The following is a 16,923-nucleotide window of genomic DNA, read 5'->3' as shown; positions in this document are numbered from 1 at the left end:
GTCCAGCCTACGACCCGGGCCGGTTCGTCCGCCCACTAGTCTGGTGGGCATGTCCACCCCATTGCACTCTGTCTTGCTCGATGCGTTGAAGCGGCGCGTTGTCATCGGAGACGGGGCGATGGGCACGATGTTGCAGGCCGCGGATCTTTCGCTCGACGATTTCCGCGGTTTGGAGGGGTGCAACGAGATTCTCAACGAGTCTCGGCCCGATGTGATCCGGGGGATCCATCGGGCGTATTTCGAGGCCGGCGCAGATGTGGTCTCGACGAACACCTTCGGTTGCAACCTGCCCAATCTCGCCGACTACGACATCGCCGACCGCATCCGTGACCTGTCCGAACGTGGCACCCGTCTGGCCCGTGAGGTGGCCGACGAGATGGGCCCGAGCGACGACGGGATGCCCCGGATGGTGATCGGCTCGATGGGGCCGGGCACCAAGCTGCCGAGCTTGGGGCACGCGCCCTACGCGGTGTTGCGGGATGCCTACGCGGAGGCCGCTCTGGGCATGATCGACGGCGGCGCCGATGCGATCCTGGTGGAAACCTGCCAGGACCTGTTGCAGGCGAAGGCCGCGATCGTGGGTAGCCGCCTGGCGATGGAGCAGGCGGGCCGGCGACTGCCGATCGTCACCCATGTCACGGTGGAGACCACGGGCACGATGCTGCTCGGTTCGGAGATCGGTGCGGCGCTGACGGCGCTCGAGCCGCTGGGCATCGACCTGATCGGGCTGAACTGCGCGACCGGCCCGGCGGAGATGAGCGAACACCTGCGGTACCTGACGCAGCACGCACGGATTCCGGTGTCGGTGATGCCGAACGCGGGGCTGCCGGTGCTGGGGCCCAACGGCGCCGAGTACCCGCTGGGTCCGGAGGAACTGGCGTCGGCGTTGGCCGGGTTCGTCGCCGACTACGGGCTCGCGTTCGTCGGCGGGTGCTGTGGCACGACTCCCGAGCATGTCCGGCAGGTGGCCGCGGCGGTGCGTGAGGTGACGCCCGCCCCGCGGACGCCCGTGCCGGAGCCGGGTGTGTCGTCGCTCTACACGGCGGTGCCGTTCGAGCAGGACGCGTCGATCCTGATGGTCGGCGAGCGCACGAACACCAACGGGTCGAAGGCGTTCCGGGAGGCGATGCTCGCCGCGGACTGGCAGAAGTGCCTCGATATCGCGAAGGACCAGATTCGCGACGGCGCGCACATGCTGGACCTGAACGTCGACTATGTGGGACGCGACGGTGCCGCCGACATGGCAGAACTGGCGTCCCGGTTCGCGACGGCCTCGACGTTGCCCATCATGATCGACTCGACGGAGCCGGACGTGATCCAGGCCGGTCTCGAGCACCTCGGTGGCCGGTGCGCGGTGAACTCGGTGAACTACGAGGACGGCGACGGCCCCGGCTCGCGGTTCCAGCGGATCATGCAGCTCGTCGTCACGCACGGCGCGGCCGTGGTCGCGCTGACGATCGACGAGGAGGGTCAGGCCCGTACCGCCGAACACAAGGTGCGGATCGCGGAGCGCCTGATCACCGATCTGACGGAGAACTGGGGGCTCGCGCCGGAAGACATCATCGTCGACGCGTTGACCTTCCCGATCTCGACGGGGCAGGAGGAAGTCCGCCGCGACGCGATCGAGACGATCAGCGCGATCCGCGAACTGCACCGGCGACATCCCGAAATCCACTTCACGCTCGGCATCTCGAATGTGTCGTTCGGTTTGAATCCGGCGGCCCGGCAGGTGCTCAACTCGGTGTTCCTGAACGAGTGCACCGAAGCGGGGCTGGATACGGCGATCGTGCATGCGTCGAAGATCCTGCCGATGGCCCGCATCCCGGAGGAGCAGCGGCAGGTCGCGCTGGATCTGGTGTACGACCGTCGCCGCGAGGGATACGACCCCCTGCAGAAGCTGATGGAACTGTTCGAGGGTGTGTCGGCGGCGTCGGCGCGGGAGTCGCGCGCGCAGGAGCTGGCGGCGCTGCCGCTGTTCGAACGGCTCGAGCGGCGCATCGTCGACGGGGAGCGCAACGGCCTCGAGGACGATCTGACGGAGGCGATGACGACGACACCGCCGCTGACGATCATCAACGACACGTTGCTGTCGGGGATGAAGACGGTCGGTGAGCTGTTCGGGTCGGGGCAGATGCAGTTGCCGTTCGTGCTGCAGTCCGCCGAGGTGATGAAGACGGCGGTGGCGTTCCTCGAACCCCACATGGAGTCCACCGGCGCCGACGGTAAGGGCCGGATCGTGCTGGCGACCGTCAAGGGCGATGTGCACGACATCGGCAAGAACCTGGTCGACATCATCTTGTCGAACAACGGCTACGAGGTGGTCAACCTCGGGATCAAGCAGCCCATCGCCACGATTCTCGATGCGGCGGTCGACAAGCGAGCCGACGTGATCGGGATGTCCGGTCTGCTGGTGAAGTCGACCGTGGTGATGAAGGAGAACCTTCAGGAACTCAATGCCCGCGGGGTGGCCGAGCAGTTCCCGGTGATGCTCGGCGGCGCGGCACTGACCCGCAGCTATGTGGAGAACGATCTCGCGGAGGTCTACGAGGGTCAGGTGTCGTACGCGCGCGATGCGTTCGAGGGCTTGTCGTTGATGGACAAGGTGATGGCCGTCAAGCGCGGCGAGGCTCCGGCGCCCGACAGCCCGGAGGCGCTGGAAGCTGCCCGGAAGGCCGCCGAGCGCAAGGAGCGGCACGAGCGCAGCAAGAGGATCGCGGAGAAGCGCAAGGCGGCGGAGGCACCGGTGGTGGTGCCTGCGCGCAGCGATGTCGCAGCGGATCTTCCGGTGCCGACCCCGCCGTTCTGGGGTACCCGCGTGGTCAAGGGCATCCCGTTGGCCGAGTATGCGTCGCTGATCGACGAGCGCGCGCTTTTCCTCGGACAGTGGGGTCTGCGTGGGCAACGGGGCGGCGACGGCCCGAGCTACGAAGAGTTGGTGGAGACCGAGGGCCGGCCGCGGTTGCGGTACTGGCTGGACCGGTTGGCAACCGAGGGGATCTTGCAGCACGCCGCCGTGGTGTACGGCTACTTCCCGGCGGTGTCCGAGGGTGACGACGTGGTGGTACTCACCGAGCCCCGCCCGGACGCGCCGGAGCGATTCCGGTTCACGTTCCCGCGGCAACAGCGGTCCCGGTTCCTGTGCATCGCCGACTTCGTGCGGTCCCGGGAAGATGCGCTCGCGTCGGGGCAGGTCGATGTGTGGCCGTTCCAGCTGGTGACGATGGGGCAGCCGATCGCCGACTTCGCGAACGAGTTGTTCGCCGCGGACGCGTACCGCGACTATCTGGAGGTGCACGGTATCGGCGTGCAGCTCACCGAGGCGCTGGCGGAGTATTGGCATCGCCGGATCCGGCAGGAACTGGCATTCGCCGGGGGCGGCACCGCCGCCGACGAGGATCCCGACGAGATCGCCGAGTACTTCAAGCTCGCCTATCGCGGGGCCCGGTTCGCGTTCGGGTACGGCGCGTGCCCGAATCTCGAGGATCGCATCAAGCTCGTCGAGTTGCTCGAGCCCGAACGTATCGGCGTGGAATTGTCGGAGGAATTGCAGTTGCATCCCGAGCAGTCCACCGACGCGTTCGTGCTGCACCACCCGGAGGCCAAGTATTTCAATGTCTGATCAGCTCGAATCCGGTTGCGCTGCACCGTCGATCGGGGCCACCCGACTGCAGGCGGTGCTGTGGGACATGGACGGCACGTTGCTCGAGTCCGAGCAGTTGTGGGACATCGGGATGCGGGAGTTGTCGCTGCATCTCGGTGGCCCGATGAGTGAGGAGACCCGGCGCGCGACGATCGGCGGACCGCTCGACCTGTCGGTATGGCGAGCGTTCGCCGGTCTCGGTCTCGAACCGACCCCCGACGAGCAGACCGCCGCCGAGGACTGGCTCAACGCGTACATGGCCGGGTTGTTCGCTCAGGGTCTGCGGTGGCGGCCCGGCGCGCAGGCGGCACTCGATGCGGTACGTGCGGCGGGACTGGGCCAGGTGCTGGTGACCAACACCGGCCGCCGGTTGTGCGACGTCGCGCTCGAGACGCTCGGCCGGGACCGCTTCGACCACACGGTGTGCGGTGACGAGGTGCCGGCGGGCAAACCCGACCCGGCGCCGTACCGGCGGGCCGCGGAGTTGCTCGGGCTCGATCCGGCACAGTGCCTGGCCATCGAGGATTCCCCGACCGGCGCGACGTCCGCCGAGGCCGCGGGCTGCGCGGTGTTGGTGGTGCCGTCGCTGGTGGAGGTGCCCGGCTCGCCGCGCCGGGTGTTCCGGTCGACGCTCGAGGGCCTGACGGTGGCGGACCTGCGCGAGTTCCACGGGTCGGGATCGCGCTGACATGGCAATTCCCAAGATCGTGTTGTTCTACGCGTTCACGCCGCTGCCCGACCCGGAGGCGATCCGGTTGTGGCAGCACACCCTCGCGTCGTCGCTGGGGCTGACGGGCCGGATCCTGATCTCCGAGCACGGCATCAACGGCACCGTCGGTGGGGACATCGCCGCGGTGAAGCGCTACGTGCGCGGACTGCGCGGCTATCCGGCGTTCAAGGACACCGACGTCAAGTGGTCCGACGGCACCGGCCACGACTTCCCGCGCCTGTCGGTCAAGGTGCGCCCGGAGATCGTGACGTTCGGGGTGCCCCACGAGGTGAAGGTCGACGACCACGGTGTGGTGGGCGGCGGCACCCCGCTCTCGCCACGCGCCGTGCACGAGTTGGTCTCCGAGCGCGGCGACGAGGTGGTGTTCTTCGACGGCCGCAACCGGTTCGAGGCGGAGATCGGCCGGTTCCGGAATGCGGTGGTGCCCGAGGTGGAGACCACCCGCGATTTCGTCGCCGAACTCGACAGCGGCCGTTACGACCATCTCAAGTCCCGTCCGGTGGTGACCTACTGCACCGGCGGGGTGCGGTGCGAGGTGTTGTCGGCGTTGATGCGCAACCGCGGTTTCGAAGAGGTGTATCAGCTAGACGGCGGAATCGTGCGCTACGGCGAGACATTCGGTGACGACGGGCTGTGGGAAGGTTCGCTGTACGTGTTCGACGGCCGCATGAACGTCGAATTCAGCCCGGCCGCAACCGTGTTGGGCCGGTGCACCGAGTGCGGAACGCCGACGTCGCGGTACCGCAACCACCCCGATCGCGACGGCCGCGACCTGACGCTGGTCTGCGCGGGGTGCGTACCGGACCCCGTCGAGGCCTGAGGTGCGCGGAGCCCCGCTGCCGGTGCGGGACGGTCTCGGCCCGGACCGGCTGCGTATGCCCGCCGAGACGGACGCGGCCACCATCGTCGAATTTCTGCAGTCCCGTCACCCGGGGGAGGACTGGCAGGCCCGCGTGAGCGCCGGTGAACTCGTCGACGAGCACGGCCGGCCGGTGGACGCCGGCACCCGCTATCAGCCGACCCGGTTCGTGTACTTCTACCGCGACCCGCCGCCGGAGGTGCCGGTGCCGTTTCCGGTGGAGGTGCTGCACCGCGACGACCGACTGGTGGTGGTGGACAAACCGCACTTCCTGGCGACCATCCCGCGGGGCACCCACATCCGGGAAACGGTGGTCGTGCGGCTGCGCCGGGAACTGGACCTGCCGCATCTGGTGCCGGTGCACCGGCTCGACCGGATGACCGCCGGTGTGCTGCTGTGCACCACCGACCCGCGCTGGCGGCGGCCCTACCAGGAACTGTTCGAGCGGCACCTGGTGGTCAAAGAGTACGAGGCGGTCGCCGGGTTCCGGCCGGAGCTCGCATTCCCGCAGGTCGTGCGCACCCGCATCGACAAGCAGCACGGTGAGCTGACCGCCGTGCAGAGCTTCACCGACCCGAACTCCGAGACCCGAGTCGAACTGCTGGAGCGACACGGAGATCGGGCCCGGTACCGGCTGCACCCCCGCACCGGGCGCACGCACCAGTTGCGTCTGCACCTGACGGCGCTGGGGATCCCGATCGTGGGGGACAACTTCTATCCGGTGTTCCGGCGCCGCGACCCGGACGACTTCACCGATCCGCTGCGGTTGCTGGCACGTGCGCTCGAGTTCCCCGATCCGGTCAGCGGGGCGACGCGGCGGTTCGTCAGCGCCCGGAACCTCGGGTGGTGAGCCGCGCGCCGGGCGCGGTGGTGTCCTGAATTCGGGGGGAGCGGCGCGGCATGAAACAATCAACCCCTGTGAAGACCTTCGATTCCCTGTTCGCCGAGCTGTCCGAACGTGCTGTGACCCGTCCTGAGGGGTCCGGCACCGTCGCCGCGTTGGACGCCGGTGTCCACGCGCAGGGCAAGAAGGTGATCGAGGAGGCCGGCGAGGTATGGATCGCCGCCGAGTACCAGTCCGATGAGGAGCTCTCCGAGGAGATCTCGCAGTTGCTGTACTGGGTGCAGGTTCTGATGGTGGGGCGCGGTCTGAAGCTCGAGGACGTCTACAAGCATCTGTGACGGCCGGCGCCGCCGCTTCGAGGTGGCTGCCGTCCGTGCCCGTGGACCTCGTCGATTCTTCCCTCCCTTTCCGAAAGGACGTTCGTCATGCTGCGCGTCGCAGTTCCCAACAAGGGCTCGTTGTCCGAGTCTGCCGCCGAGATTCTGCAGGAGGCCGGGTACCGGCGCCGCACCGATTCGCGGGATCTGACAGTCATCGATCCCGTCAACGACGTCGAATTCTTTTTCCTGCGCCCGAAGGACATCGCGATCTATGTCGGGTCCGGTGAGCTGGACCTGGGGATCACCGGCCGTGACCTGGCCCTCGATTCGGGTGCGCCCGTCGCGGAGCGGCTCTCGCTCGGGTTCGGGCGGTCCTCGTTCCGGTACGCCGGCCCCAAGGGCCGCGACTGGGCGGTCGAGGACCTGCACGGGCTGCGGATCGCCACGTCGTACCCGAATCTGGTGCGCCGGGACCTCGAGTCCCGTGGTCTCGACGCGACCGTGATCCGGCTCGACGGGGCGGTGGAGATCTCCATCCAGCTCGGGGTGGCCGACGCGATCGCCGACGTGGTCGGGTCGGGTCGCACGCTGCGGCAGCACGATCTCGTGGCGTTCGGTGACTCGCTGTGCGATTCGGAAGGTGTGCTCATCGAGCGGGAAGGCTCCGATCGTGCCGATCGGGCCCGCAATCAGCTCATCGCCCGGCTCGAAGGCGTGGTCTTCGCGCAGCAGTACGTGATGCTCGACTACGACTGCCCGAAGCACCTGCTCGAGCAGGCGGTGCAGGTCACGCCGGGACTCGAGTCCCCGACGATCTCCCCGCTGGCGAACGACTCGTCGGTCGCGGTGCGGGCCATGGTGCCCCGCAAGGGCCACAACGCGGTGATGGATCGTCTCGCCGAGATCGGGGCGCACGCCATCCTCGCGTCGAACATCCGGTCGTGCCGCGCGATGCGCGCCGCCGAATAGCTCTCCGGAGAAGAACTACCGGCGGGCACATCCCGTCTCTCACCTCAGGTGCGGTCTCGCGATCAGCGGGACCGCACCTGCACGTTCTGGGCGATGCGGCCGAGTGCACCGGCCTCGTCGTAGAGCACCCCGGCGGTCATACCGACGCCGTCGGGACCCACGGACGTCTCGGCGGAGATCCCGACCCAGGTGGGGTCGGGAGCGCGGAACAGGTGCACGGTCAGTTCCGTGTTGAGGAACAGCCAGCGGGTGGGGTCGAGCTTGGAGCCGACACCGTTGGCGACGTCGGCGACGGTCATCAGCCGGTCCAGCCCGGTGGGGGTTTCGCCGTCCACCAGCGGCAGCGGGGCACACACCCACGCCGCGGAGGGGCCCGGCACCCCGAACTCGGTGACGACCCGCCACTCGAGGGTAGAGATGTATCCGCCCGACCACGCCGGGTGACCGACCGAGCCCGCGGGAACGGTGTCGACCGGCGGCAGCGGCGGCTCCGAGGTGCGAGCGACGTCGGGCAGGTCGACGGTCTCGAGCCGCCAGCCGGTGCCCCGCGCGACCGCCCGGGCGGTGCCGTCGGGGGCGGTGGCCCACAGTTCGGCGACGACCAGTTCGATCTTGCGGCCCGGCCGGTCGATCCGGGTGCGCACCTCGAGGTCGGTGAGCGGAACCGGACCGAGCAGGTCGACGGTGATGCGGGTCAGCCGGGTGCCGGGGCGCGGCCGGTGCCGTTCGAGCGCGCGGGCGAGCAACGCGGACGGCGGCGCGCCGTGCTGCAGGTCGGGTCCCCAGGTGCTCACGGTGTGCTCGGTGGGCCGGAAACGTTCGATGCTCACGTCGGGGTCGGCCCCGGGATCGGTGGGGACGGGGACGGGCACGTAGTACGAGGCGGCGCTCACTGCGGGAACTCCTTGTGGGGATGGGACGGCACGGCGCCCGGTGGGAACCGGGCGCCGGATCCGATGATGGCAGTCGCGGCGCCGTGCGGCGCACACCGGGTGCGCCGCCGCCGGTGAGGGCGTGGTCGGTGGGGGGCGTGGTCGGCCGCCGGGCGCGACCTGGCACGCTAGAGACCCGGGACCGGCACCATGCGGGGTCCCGCGCGCCGAGGTCGGCGCGGTGATCGGACGAAGGTGGACACGGTGATGGCAGAAGGCGGACTCGGGCGCAGCGGACCCTTTCAGGTCGGGGACCGGGTGCAGTTGACCGACGCCAAGGGCCGCAAATACACCGTGGTGCTCGAGGCGGGCAAGGAGTTCCACACCCATCGCGGCGGAATCGTGCACGACGCGCTGATCGGCGCGGACGAGGGTTCGGTGGTGACCTCCACGAACGGCACCCCGTATCTGGCGTTGCGGCCGCTGCTGGTCGACTACGTGCTCTCGATGCCGCGGGGCGCGCAGGTGATCTATCCGAAGGACGCAGCGCAGATCGTGCACGAGGGTGATGTGTTCCCCGGTGCGCGGGTGCTCGAGGCGGGCGCCGGATCGGGCGCACTGACGTGCTCGCTGCTGCGGGCCGTCGGCCCGGAGGGCACCGTCATCTCGTACGAGGTGCGCGACGACCACGCGGTCCACGCAGTGCGCAATGTGGAGACGTTCTTCGGGGAGCGGCCCGCCAACTGGAATCTGACGCTCGGGGATGTCGCCGACTACGACCTCGAGGCGCACGGACACGTCGACCGGGCGGTGCTGGACATGCTCGCGCCGTGGGATGCGCTGCCGGCGGTGGCCGACGCGCTGGTACCGGGCGGGGTGCTGATCGTGTACGTGGCGACGGTGACGCAGTTGTCGAAGGTGGTCGAGGCGATGCGGGAGCAGGCGTGCTGGACCGAGCCGCGCTCGTGGGAGTCGATCGTGCGGGGCTGGCACGTGGTGGGGTTGGCCGTGCGGCCGGAGCATCGGATGCAGGGGCACACGGCGTTCCTGGTGTCGGCGCGCAAACTCGCCGAGGGCACCGTCACCCCGAAGCCGCAGCGCCGGGCCGGTAAGGGCTGACCCAGCGGCTGCGAGTCCGTCGGGCCGGGAGTCCGACGGGCCGGGGCGCGATTATGCGCAGGTGATCCGGCCCATTTCGAGGATCGAGCAGGCGGCGTCGTCGTCGAGGACCCAGCGCCCGTCGTCGGTGCGGCTGAATTGCAGAGGCATCGGGGCGCCGCCGTGCGGCCCGGCGACCTCGGTGGTCGCGGTGACGGTGTCGTCGTCGACGACGGTGACCTCGCCGACGGTGCCGGTGAGCGGGTAGCCGGCGAGCACGCCCGTGAACTGGTCGAGTTCGGCGCGGTGCTCGTCGCCGTCCTCGACGACGGCGACGCGGTCGTCGGTGGTCGCGGCGGGGTCGAAGAACACGTCCACCGGCTGCTGCAGGACCGCCGCGTCGACCGGGGCCGCCGCGGTGGCAGTCGTCGTGGTGGCGGTGGTGGTCGCGCTCGTCGCTGTGCTGTCGGTGGTGGTGGTGTCCGACGACGAGTCGGAGCAGGCGGGCAGCAGTGCCACGGCGGCCACCGCGGCGGCGGCCAACAGGGTTCGGGTGGTCACGGAGTGGGTCCTTTCGGGACAAGGGACGAAACAGATAGTTAGGTTAGCCTAACAGCGCTGACCGGGTGCCGGGGAGGTGCCGGTCGAGCACACCGACACCTGTTCGGTACCCGACGATTTCGTGTCGTCGTACACATTCGGCCAACGCCCGGTAGCGTGGAATAACCACATGGAGGGAGTCGCTCATGAACTCACAGAATCCGGATGCGGTTGCGGCGGCACGGGAGATCGACGAGATGCGCGCGGAGGTTGCCACGCTGCGCCGCATGCTCGCCGAACCGTCCGATCGGGTACGCGACCTCGAAGCCCGCCTCGAGTCCCTCACCGTGCGCAACGGCAAGCTGCTCGAGACCCTCAAGGACGCCCGCCAGCAGTTGATCACGCTGCGGGAGGAAGTCGACCGGCTCGGACAGCCGCCCAGCGGCTACGGAGTGATGCTCGAGACCTACGACGACCACACCGTCGACGTGTTCACCTCGGGCCGCAAGATGCGGGTGGCGGTGTCGCCGAATCTCGAACTCGACGACTTCCGTCCCGGGCAGACCGTACGGCTCAACGAAGCTCTGACCATCGTCGAAGCAGGCGAGTTCGAGCGCGTCGGCGAGATCACCACCTTGCGCGAACTGCTCGACGACGGGCGCCGCGCGCTGGTGGTCGGGCACGCCGACGAGGAACGCGTCGTGTGGCTGGCCGCGCCCCTGGCCGCCGCGGCGGCCCGCACCCTCGACCCGGCGAGCACCTCGAACACCGACGAGACCGACGGGCCGGACAACTTCAAGCTGCGGCCGGGCGACTCCCTGCTGGTCGACAGCAAGGCCGGGTACGCCTTCGAACGCGTACCGAAGGCCGAGGTAGAAGACCTGGTGCTCGAGGAGGTCCCGGACGTCGATTACGGCGACATCGGTGGCCTGGGCCGGCAGATCGAGCAGATCCGCGACGCGGTGGAACTGCCGTTCCTGCACAAGGACCTGTTCCACGAGTACGCGCTGCGGCCCCCGAAGGGCGTGCTGCTGTACGGGCCGCCCGGCTGCGGAAAGACGCTGATCGCCAAGGCGGTCGCGAACTCTCTCGCGAAGAAGATCGCCGAGGCCCGCGGCGAGGATTCCAAGGACGCCAAGTCCTTCTTCCTCAACATCAAGGGCCCCGAACTGCTCAACAAGTTCGTCGGTGAAACCGAGCGGCACATCCGGATGATCTTCCAGCGGGCGCGGGAAAAGGCGTCCGAGGGCACTCCGGTGATCGTGTTCTTCGACGAGATGGATTCGATCTTCCGTACCCGCGGCTCGGGGGTGTCCTCCGATGTGGAGACCACCGTCGTGCCGCAGTTGCTCAGCGAGATCGACGGCGTCGAAGGACTCGAGAACGTCATCGTCATCGGCGCGTCCAACCGCGAGGACATGATCGACCCGGCGATCCTGCGGCCCGGCCGGCTGGACGTGAAGATCAAGATCGAGCGGCCCGACGCGGAAGCGGCACTGGACATCTTCTCCAAGTACCTCACCGAGACCCTGCCGGTGCACGCCGACGACATCGCCGAATTCGGCGGCGATCGCGCCGCGTGCATCCGGGCGATGATCGAACGGGTCGTCGACCGCATGTACGCCGAGTCGGAGGAGAACCGCTTCCTCGAGGTCACCTACGCCAACGGCGACAAGGAAGTCCTGTACTTCAAGGACTTCAACTCCGGCGCGATGATCCAGAACATCGTCGACCGCGGCAAGAAATACGCGATCAAGTCGGTGCTCGAGACCGGCGCGCCGGGTCTGCGGGTGCAGCATCTGCTCGACTCGATCGTCGACGAGTTCGCGGAGAACGAGGACCTGCCCAACACCACCAACCCGGACGACTGGGCCCGGATCTCGGGCAAGAAGGGCGAACGCATCGTCTACATCCGCACGCTGGTCACCGGCAAGAACGCCAGCGCCAGCCGGGCGATCGACACCGAGTCGAACACCGGTCAGTACCTGTAGGAACACAGAGAGTTCCGATCGGCACCGAGGGCCGGTGCCCGCCACGCGCGGGCACCGGCCCTCGGCCCATCGGATCGGCGTCCCGACGCCGCGCGCACCCGCATCGCCTAGGCTCGACGCTATGCAGCGGATCATCGGTATCGAGGTCGAATACGGGATCTCTTCGCCTCACGACCCCACAGCGAACCCGATTCTCACCTCCACCCAGGCGGTGCTTGCCTATGCCGCCGCCGAAGGGGTGCCACGCGCCAAGCGCACCCGCTGGGACTACGAGGTGGAATCCCCCCTCCGCGACGCCCGCGGCTTCGATCTGGGCCGGTTCAACGGTCCCGCCCCGGTGATCGACGCCGACGAGGTCGGTGCCGCGAACATGATCCTCACCAACGGGGCCCGGCTGTATGTCGACCACGCCCACCCCGAATATTCCGCGCCCGAAGTGGCCGACCCGCTCGACGCGGTGATCTGGGACAAGGCCGGCGAGCGGGTGATGGAAGCCGCCGCCCGGCATGCGTCGAGCGTGCCCGGCGCACCGCAACTGCAGCTGTACAAGAACAACGTCGACGGCAAGGGCGCCTCGTACGGCACCCACGAGAACTACCTGATGGCACGGCAGACCCCGTTTTCGTCGATCGTGGCGGGCCTGACCCCGTTCTTCGCCTCCCGGCAGGTGATCTGCGGGTCGGGCCGGGTCGGGATCGGCCAGAACGGCGACGAGGCCGGGTTCCAGCTGTCGCAGCGCTCCGATTACATCGAGGTCGAAGTGGGTCTGGAGACGACCCTCAAGCGCGGCATCATCAACACCCGCGACGAACCGCACGCCGACGCCGACAAGTACCGGCGCCTGCACGTGATCCTCGGCGACGCCAACCTCGCGGAGATGTCGACGTACCTCAAGGTAGGCACCACGGCGCTGGTGCTCGACCTGATCGAAGCGGGCGTGGACCTGAGCGACCTGCAGCTCGCTCGCCCGGTGACCGCCGTGCACCACATCAGTCACGATCCGACGCTGCGCAAGACCGTCGCGCTCACGGACGGCCGGGAACTGACCGGGCTGGCACTGCAGCGGATCTACCACGAGCGGGCCGCGCGGTTCCACGACGGCACCGACGACAAGCGCATTCTCGACATTCTCGAGAAATGGGCGATGGTGCTGGACCTGCTCGAACGCGACCCTATGGAGTGCGCGGATCTGCTGGACTGGCCGGCGAAGCTGCGGTTGCTCGAGGGATTCCGGCAGCGTGAGAACCTGGCGTGGTCGGCTCCGCGACTGCACATGGTGGACCTGCAGTACTCCGACGTGCGACTCGACAAGGGGCTCTACAACCGGCTCGTCGCGCGGGGTTCGATGCAGCGGCTCGTCACCGAACAGCAGGTGCTCGACGCGGTGCACACCCCGCCGTCGGACACCCGGGCCTACTTCCGCGGCGAGTGCCTGCGCCGGTTCGGCGCCGACATCGCCGCCGCGAGCTGGGATTCGGTCATCTTCGATCTCGGTGGGGAATCGCTGGTCCGCATCCCCACCCTCGAACCGTTGCGGGGCAGCCGCGCCCACGTCGGGGAACTGCTCGACAATGCGCAGTCGGCCGCCGAACTGGTCGATCAGCTCACGCACTGACCGCGACCCACCGGGACGGTACGCACGCGAGCCTCGTCGTGTCGTCGCCCCGGAGGGGTGCGGCTCGGTAGGGTGGGGGTCTGAAGTAGCGGTGGCCTCACCGATCGTCGACCGGTGACGGGAATCGCACGGATACAGGAGGAGGTCGGCGGCTATGGCGCAAGAGCAGACCACACGCGGTGGCGGCGGAGACGACGACGAGGGCGTCGGCGACGGCGGTGCCGGTCAGGAACGTCGCGAGAAGCTCGCTTCGGATACAGACGATCTTCTCGACGAGATCGACGACGTGCTCGAGGAGAACGCCGAGGACTTCGTGCGGGCATACGTACAGAAGGGTGGCCAGTGACAGCGGACCGGTCGTCGTTTTCTTCTCGCGAGGTGCAGCCCCGGCTGCACCTCGCGTCACCTCTGTCCTCCTTTTCCGATCACCTGCGGATCCACGCTCCGGAGCTACTGCCGGAGAACCGGTTCCGGTTCGAAGCGGCTGACCGGGTGGACATGGCACCGCACGGCACCACGATCGTCGCGCTCACCTTCGCCGGTGGCGTGCTGATCGCCGGGGATCGCCGGGCCACCATGGGCAGCATGATCGCCTCCCGCGACGTGCAGAAGGTGTTCGTCACCGATTCGTACTCGGCGGCGGGTATTGCCGGTACCGCCGGGCTGGCGGTCGAATTGGTGCGGCTGTTCGCGGTCGAACTCGAGCATTACGAGAAGATCGAGGGCGTGCCGCTGACCTTCGACGGCAAGGCCAACCGCCTCTCGTCGATGGTGCGCGGCAACCTCGGTGCGGCCATGCAGGGCCTGGCCGTGGTGCCGCTGCTCGTCGGATTCGATCTGGATGCGACCGACGCGATGCGCGCCGGCCGGATCGTGTCGTACGACGTGGTCGGCGGCCGGTACGAGGAACGTGCCGGGTACCACGCGGTGGGGTCCGGCTCGTTGTTCGCCCGGTCCTCGCTCAAGAAGCTGTACCGGGCGGAGGCAGACGAGCCGGCGGCGTTGCGCAACGCGGTGGAGGCGTTGTACGACGCGGCCGACGACGACACCGGTACCGGGGGTCCGGACACCACCCGCGGGATCTATCCGACCGCGGTGGTGATCACCGCGGCGGGCGCCGTGGAGGTGCCCGAGGAAACGTTGTCCGCGCTGGCCCGGGAGATCGTGGCCGAACGTACCGCTGGAGGTGACCTGTGACGCTTCCCTACTATGCGTCCGCCGAGCAGATCATGCGCGATCGCTCGGAGCTCGCGCGCAAGGGCATCGCCCGGGGACGCAGCGTGATCGCGCTGATCTACTCCGAGGGCGTTCTGTTCGTCGCGGAGAACCCGTCGAAGGCGCTGCACAAGATCAGCGAGTTGTACGACCGGCTGGGATTCGCCGCGGTGGGCAAGTACAACGAGTTCGAAAGCCTGCGCCGGTCCGGCATCATGCACGCCGACATGCGCGGCTATTCGTACGACCGGCGGGACGTGACGGGGCGGGCGCTCGCGAACGCCTACGCGCAGACCCTCGGGTCGATCTTCACCGATCAGCCCAAGCCGTTCGAGGTGGAGATCTGTGTGGCGGAGGTGGCTCGGGCCGAGGGGGACGAGGTGTCGCAGCTGTACCGGATCACCTACGACGGGTCGATCGTCGACGAGCCGCAGTTCGTGGTGATGGGGGGCAACACCGAACCGATCCTCACGGCGTTGCGGTCGTCGTACCGTCCCGGGATGTCGCTCGAGGACGCCGTGGGCGTGGCGGTGCGGGCCCTGCAGCAACCGGTCGGAAACGACGCGACGCCGCGGGCTCTGGGCCGCGGCGAACTCGAGGTCGCGGTGCTCGAGAGGGCGCGGCCACGCCGAGCGTTCCGCCGGATCTCCGGGGCCGCGCTCGAGGCACTGCTGCCAGCCGGTACCGAATCCGGCACCGGCGAGTCCGGGGCAGGGGAGTCCGGGGCGGGGGAGTCCGACTCCGGCCCGGACGGCACGTCGAGTCAGAGCGCGGACTGATCGGCCGGCGGCCGGTACACCCGCAACGCGGACGGTAGCGCCCGGAAACCGAAGACGGTGCCGTCGCCGGGCGCTTCTCCGTCGGTGGCCAATGCCACGGCGGGTCCGTCGACGCGCACCGTCAGGGTGGCGGTGTCGTACTGCCGGTACACCGGGGACGCCCCGAGTGTGCCGGTGGCCGCGGCGTAGATCAGCCGCACCCGCGACCAGCGGCGATCCGCGCTCAGATACCGGACATCGAGGGTGCCCGTATCGAGCGCCGTCCGCGACATCGGCACCTGGTCACGGGGCGTGTACCGGCCGTTTCCGGCGAACAGCAGCCACCAGGCCGCCGGCGCGCCGTCGAGCCGGCCCCGCATCGGTTTCGCGGTCCGCAACACGTCGATCATCGCCAGTGCCGCCGCCGGCCACTTGCCGATGCGCGGTTCCCACCGTTCCCGCAGCCGCACGGTGTCGGGATAACCACCGATGCCGGCGGTGTTGACGAACACGCGGGTGCTGGTGCCGGCCGCGCCCGTGACCGTGACCTCGCCGAGTCCGACCGCGATGGCGTGCCCGCCGGTCACCGCCCGCATCGTGGCGGCGTGATCGTCGGAGCCGAGATCCCGCGCGAAATGATTCAGGGTGCCCCCGGCGAAGACCGCCAACGGCAGGTCGTGTGCCCGTGCCGCAGCCGCGACCGCGGCGACGGTGCCGTCGCCGCCGCACACTCCCAGGGCCCGGGGCCGGTGGGTGGCGACGAGTGTGTCGAGTTGACCGGCCGGGTCGGTGTCGGTGTCGAGCGCGATCTGCTCGGCGCGCGGAAGTCCCTGCCGCAACAACGCCGCGGTCTCGTCGCTGCTCCCGGCACCCGGATTGACCACCAGCAGTAAGCCGTCGCCGCCGTCGAGGGCGGGCGCGGCGACGACGGTGCGGACCGCGGCGGGCTCGTCGTCGCGCACCGCCCACCAGCGGCGCGTCGACAACGCCACGGCCGCACCGACCGCGGCGCCGACCACCACGTCGCTGGGCCAGTGCACCCCCGTGTGCACGCGGGAGTAGGCGACCGCCGCCGCGACCGGGGCGAGCACCGCACCCGCGACCGGCGATTCCAGGGCGACCCCGGTCGCGAACGCCGCGGCCGATGCCGCGTGCCCGGACGGGAACGACGAGGACCGCGGGGTCGGCACGATCCGGCGGGCGAACTTCGGGTCGGTGCGCGCCGGGGGACGCCGCCGCGGCAACAGCGGTTTGAGGACGCCGTTGGCGAGGCCGCTGGCCGCGGCGACCGACAACAGTCCCCGGACGGCGCCGCGGCGGGCCCGGCCACCGGCGGCCGCGCACACCGCGGCGCACCCCACCCACAGCACGCTGTGGTTCGCGGCGCGCCCCAGGTCGCGGAAGAACGGATCCGCGGGGGAGGCGCGCAGCGCTCCGCTGCGGTGGAACAGGGCCCGGTCGGCGGACCGGCG

15 protein-coding genes are annotated in these 16,923 nt (G+C 69.3%); 12 read left to right on the top strand and 3 right to left on the bottom strand.

All coding sequences use genetic code 11. The annotated features are described in order from the left end of the window. Window positions 1-49 precede the first annotated feature (49 nt). The 6 genes from metH (at window position 50) to hisG (ending at window position 7,362) form a co-directional block, all read left to right on the top strand. Entirely contained in the window at window positions 50-3,619 is a 3,570-nt protein-coding gene (gene metH, locus HF886_RS08470) for a methionine synthase (RefSeq protein WP_169652068.1), read from the top strand. Next, window positions 3,612-4,328 (top strand): HAD family phosphatase, encoded by a 717-nt coding sequence (locus HF886_RS08465; RefSeq protein WP_169622266.1) that lies wholly within the window; start codon window positions 3,612-3,614, stop codon window positions 4,326-4,328. Before metH ends, HF886_RS08465 begins: the two co-directional genes overlap by 8 nt. 1 nt (window position 4,329) lies before the next feature. Next, window positions 4,330-5,190: a rhodanese-related sulfurtransferase gene (locus tag HF886_RS08460; protein ID WP_169622267.1), complete on the top strand. Its 861-nt coding sequence runs from the start codon at window positions 4,330-4,332 to the stop codon at window positions 5,188-5,190. Window position 5,191: 1 nt separating this feature from the next. Next, entirely contained in the window at window positions 5,192-6,079 is an 888-nt protein-coding gene (locus HF886_RS08455; RefSeq protein ID WP_169652067.1) for a pseudouridine synthase, read from the top strand. Between the two features lie 50 nt (window positions 6,080-6,129). Next, on the top strand, window positions 6,130-6,411 hold the full coding sequence (locus tag HF886_RS08450) for a phosphoribosyl-ATP diphosphatase (protein WP_206037218.1): 282 nt from the start codon (window positions 6,130-6,132) through the stop codon (window positions 6,409-6,411). 87 nt (window positions 6,412-6,498) lie between these two features. Continuing rightward, entirely contained in the window at window positions 6,499-7,362 is an 864-nt protein-coding gene (gene hisG, locus HF886_RS08445; RefSeq protein ID WP_169652066.1) for an ATP phosphoribosyltransferase, read from the top strand. A 62-nt stretch (window positions 7,363-7,424) separates the two neighbouring features. Here hisG and HF886_RS08440 read toward each other — a convergent pair whose 3' ends face one another. Next, window positions 7,425-8,255: a thioesterase family protein gene (locus tag HF886_RS08440; protein WP_169622270.1), complete on the bottom strand. Its 831-nt coding sequence runs from the start codon at window positions 8,253-8,255 to the stop codon at window positions 7,425-7,427. A 246-nt stretch (window positions 8,256-8,501) separates the two neighbouring features. On the opposite strand from HF886_RS08440, the gene HF886_RS08435 reads away from it, so the two are divergent. Further along, a complete protein-coding gene (locus HF886_RS08435; RefSeq protein ID WP_169622271.1) occupies window positions 8,502-9,353 on the top strand; it encodes a tRNA (adenine-N1)-methyltransferase in 852 nt (283 codons plus the stop codon). Window positions 9,354-9,404: 51 nt separating this feature from the next. Here HF886_RS08435 and HF886_RS08430 read toward each other — a convergent pair whose 3' ends face one another. Then, a complete protein-coding gene (locus HF886_RS08430; protein ID WP_169622272.1) occupies window positions 9,405-9,893 on the bottom strand; it encodes a nuclear transport factor 2 family protein in 489 nt (162 codons plus the stop codon). Between the two features lie 266 nt (window positions 9,894-10,159). On the opposite strand from HF886_RS08430, the gene arc reads away from it, so the two are divergent. The 5 genes from arc (at window position 10,160) to prcA (ending at window position 15,472) form a co-directional block, all read left to right on the top strand. Continuing rightward, window positions 10,160-11,863: a proteasome ATPase gene (arc, locus tag HF886_RS08425; RefSeq protein ID WP_240952606.1), complete on the top strand. Its 1,704-nt coding sequence runs from the start codon at window positions 10,160-10,162 to the stop codon at window positions 11,861-11,863. Window positions 11,864-11,984: 121 nt separating this feature from the next. Then, entirely contained in the window at window positions 11,985-13,478 is a 1,494-nt protein-coding gene (gene dop / locus HF886_RS08420) for a depupylase/deamidase Dop (protein ID WP_169652065.1), read from the top strand. A gap of 154 nt (window positions 13,479-13,632) precedes the next feature. Beyond that, complete coding sequence (locus tag HF886_RS08415; RefSeq protein ID WP_072698184.1) at window positions 13,633-13,824, top strand: ubiquitin-like protein Pup; 192 nt, start codon at window positions 13,633-13,635, stop codon at window positions 13,822-13,824. A 32-nt stretch (window positions 13,825-13,856) separates the two neighbouring features. Then, on the top strand, window positions 13,857-14,675 hold the full coding sequence (prcB, locus tag HF886_RS08410; protein ID WP_346765327.1) for a proteasome subunit beta: 819 nt from the start codon (window positions 13,857-13,859) through the stop codon (window positions 14,673-14,675). Further along, window positions 14,672-15,472: a proteasome subunit alpha gene (gene prcA, locus HF886_RS08405; protein ID WP_169622277.1), complete on the top strand. Its 801-nt coding sequence runs from the start codon at window positions 14,672-14,674 to the stop codon at window positions 15,470-15,472. Before prcB ends, prcA begins: the two co-directional genes overlap by 4 nt. Here the strand turns inward: prcA and HF886_RS08400 are convergent. After that, window positions 15,457-16,881 (bottom strand): phosphatase PAP2 family protein, encoded by a 1,425-nt coding sequence (locus HF886_RS08400; RefSeq protein ID WP_240954990.1) that lies wholly within the window; start codon window positions 16,879-16,881, stop codon window positions 15,457-15,459. The two genes, prcA and HF886_RS08400, sit on opposite strands and share 16 nt — an antisense overlap. Between the last annotated feature and the right edge of the window lie 42 nt (window positions 16,882-16,923).

The sequence above is a fragment of the Rhodococcus sp. 105337 genome (assembly GCF_012844225.1).
Taxonomy (GTDB): domain Bacteria; phylum Actinomycetota; class Actinomycetes; order Mycobacteriales; family Mycobacteriaceae; genus Rhodococcus.
The sequence above is the reverse complement of the archived record's forward strand: the minus strand, read 5'-3'. Positions and strand labels throughout refer to the sequence as shown.